This is a genomic window from Desulfovibrio sp. 1188_IL3213, assembly GCF_036763145.1.
GTDB lineage: Bacteria > Desulfobacterota > Desulfovibrionia > Desulfovibrionales > Desulfovibrionaceae > Desulfovibrio.
Map to the genome: position 1 here is coordinate 1 of NZ_JBAIYR010000373.1, position 2,262 is coordinate 2,262.

The 2,262-nt window shown below is 60.8% G+C and carries 1 protein-coding gene and 1 pseudogene; both read left to right on the top strand.

Features of this window, described 5'->3' with window-relative positions:
• Window positions 1-327: 327 nt before the first annotated feature.
• Window positions 328-1,599 carry a glutamate-1-semialdehyde 2,1-aminomutase gene (gene hemL / locus V6C16_RS11565; RefSeq protein WP_333543271.1) on the top strand — a complete coding sequence of 424 codons (1,272 nt, stop codon included), beginning with the start codon at window positions 328-330 and terminating at the stop codon, window positions 1,597-1,599.
• 404 nt (window positions 1,600-2,003) lie between these two features.
• Window positions 2,004-2,262 (top strand): annotated as a pseudogene (locus V6C16_RS11570) (cobalamin biosynthesis protein CbiG); the annotation flags it as partial.

The window sequence follows — 2,262 nt, forward strand, 5'->3', positions numbered from 1 at the left end:
GCGACAGTGGTTGTGTGGAAACAAACCGCTCGTTACACATGCTGTCTGCAAGCGTAGTTTCCTGCGTTACAACTCCTGAAGCATCCGTAACTTCCTTTGTCGTAACGGCTGAAGCTGCGCTTGCATCGTTGCGGCGGGCGACTGCTCACGCAGCCGCCAGAGCAGTTTCAAAGTGAAATTGCTCTAGCATTTTGTTGCTGAACAGTTTGCCGAAAAACGGAATGTCCTGCCGGCGCAAGGCGCTGCGACATTCCGGGCTTGGCGCGGGCGGGCAGTATTCGCCGTCATGCGGCAGCCACTCGTGCAGAATGCTATAAAGGAGCCAGAATGGACACTATTTCACGCCAGCTTTTCGAAAAGGCCCAGACTGTCATACCCGGAGGCGTCAACAGCCCCGTGCGCGCCTGCCACAATGTGGACAGTCAGCCCCTGTTTATTGCCGAGGCGCACGGCTGCCACCTCACGGACGTGGACGGGCGGCAGTATATTGACTTTGTGCTCTCCTGGGGACCCATGATTCTTGGACATGACGAGCCTTCCGTCACCCGGGCCGTGTGCGATGCCGCCCATCGCGGCACCAGCTACGGCGCTCCCTGCCCTGACGAGGTTCTGTTGGCCGAAGCCGTGGTGGCTGCCATGCCCAGCCTTGAGATGGTGCGTATGGTCAACTCGGGGACCGAGGCCACCATGAGCGCCCTGCGGCTGGCCCGTGCCGCCACCCGGCGCGACAAGGTGCTCAAGTTCGTGGGCTGCTATCACGGGCATGCCGATTCGTTTCTGGCAGCGGCGGGTTCTGGCCTTGCCACGTTTTCCATTCCCGGCACGCCGGGTGTACCCGCAGCTGTGGTGGCGGACACTCTGCTTGCTCCGTATAATGATCTGGAAGCCGTCAAAGAGTGCTTTGCCCGCCACGGCGACAGCATCGCCGCCATTATCGTGGAACCTGTGGCAGCCAATATGGGCCTTGTGCTGCCCAAGGCCGGTTTTCTCGAAGGTCTGCGCGCCATATGCGACCAGTATGAGAGCCTGCTTATCTTTGACGAGGTCATCACGGGCTTTCGTGCGGCTTTTGGCGGGGCGCAGGCGCGTTTCAAGATTGATCCCGACCTTACCACTTTCGGCAAGATCATCGGCGGCGGCCTGCCGGTGGGGGCCTTTGGCGGCAAGCGCCGTTATATGGAACTGATCGCTCCCCGGGGCGGCGTGTATCAGGCAGGGACCCTTTCGGGCAACCCGCTGGCAATGGCTGCCGGCCTTGCCACGCTGGACCTGCTCAGAAAGGCCGACTATGACGGCCTTGAAAACCGCACCCGCGCGTTTGCCCACAGCTTGCGCGACATTATCGCCGCCAAGGGCGTGCCGTTGCAGATGCCCACGCTGGCGTCCATGTTCTGCCCGTATTTCAGCGAACATGAAGTGACGGATTTTGCCGACGCGCAAAAGTGCGACCAGAAACTGTTTACCAGCTTCTACAAACAGATGCGCGCACAGGGTATTTACCTTGCGCCCTCGGGCTATGAAACCGGCATGGTTTCTTTCGCCCACACGGATGAAGACTTTAGCCGCGCGCTGGATGCGGCCCGCAAGGTGATGTTCTAAGGCGACGGACAGTTGCAGTGTGTTTTTTTATTTTTCAGGGCCGCCTGCGCTGCGGGCGGCCCTGAAGAGGACTCTTGGGGTCTGGGGGGGGGGGCAGTACCCCTCCGAGGCCCCTTTGCGCCCCCTTCGGATCATCCCTTCAGGCATCCTGTTGCCGCGCAACGGCGAGGGCTGAGCGGCTTGTGCCGCACGGGCTTATGCGTTGTGCCTGATGACCTCTCTTCGAGCCGGGCAATGCCGCCACGGGACTGGCCGGGAGAGTTGGAACAAGCAACAGCCGCAATGTGTTGTCAACCCGCTGTGTTGCGTGTGCCTCTGGCATAAGGCGGGATTGTTTCAAAAGCCATCTGCCCGATATCCGCTTTTTTTCAGGCACGCGCGGCGGAAAGCCGCCGGAGGTTTGCTTGCACCCGGTTTTTGAAAAAAATTCTCTCGCCTGCTATGCCCTGAGTCTTTCCGCGCTGCCCCTTGCCCGGCGGCTCAAGGCCCTGCTGGCAAGCCAGCCCTGGACAGCTCCGGGGGGCGATCGGCTGGAGCATTGCCGTATTTTTACGCCGCAGCGCTTTTGCCCGCCCGACGCGCAGCCTTTTACACGGCTGGGCGACTTTCTTGCCACAGCCTATCGGCAGCACGGAGCGCATATCTTTATCGGGGCCACAGGCA

Excerpts from the sequence above, each read along its gene's own strand:
- hemL (WP_333543271.1), top strand. The coding sequence starts at position 328 with ATGGACACTATTTCACGCCAGCTTTTCGAAAAGGCCCAGACTGTCATA.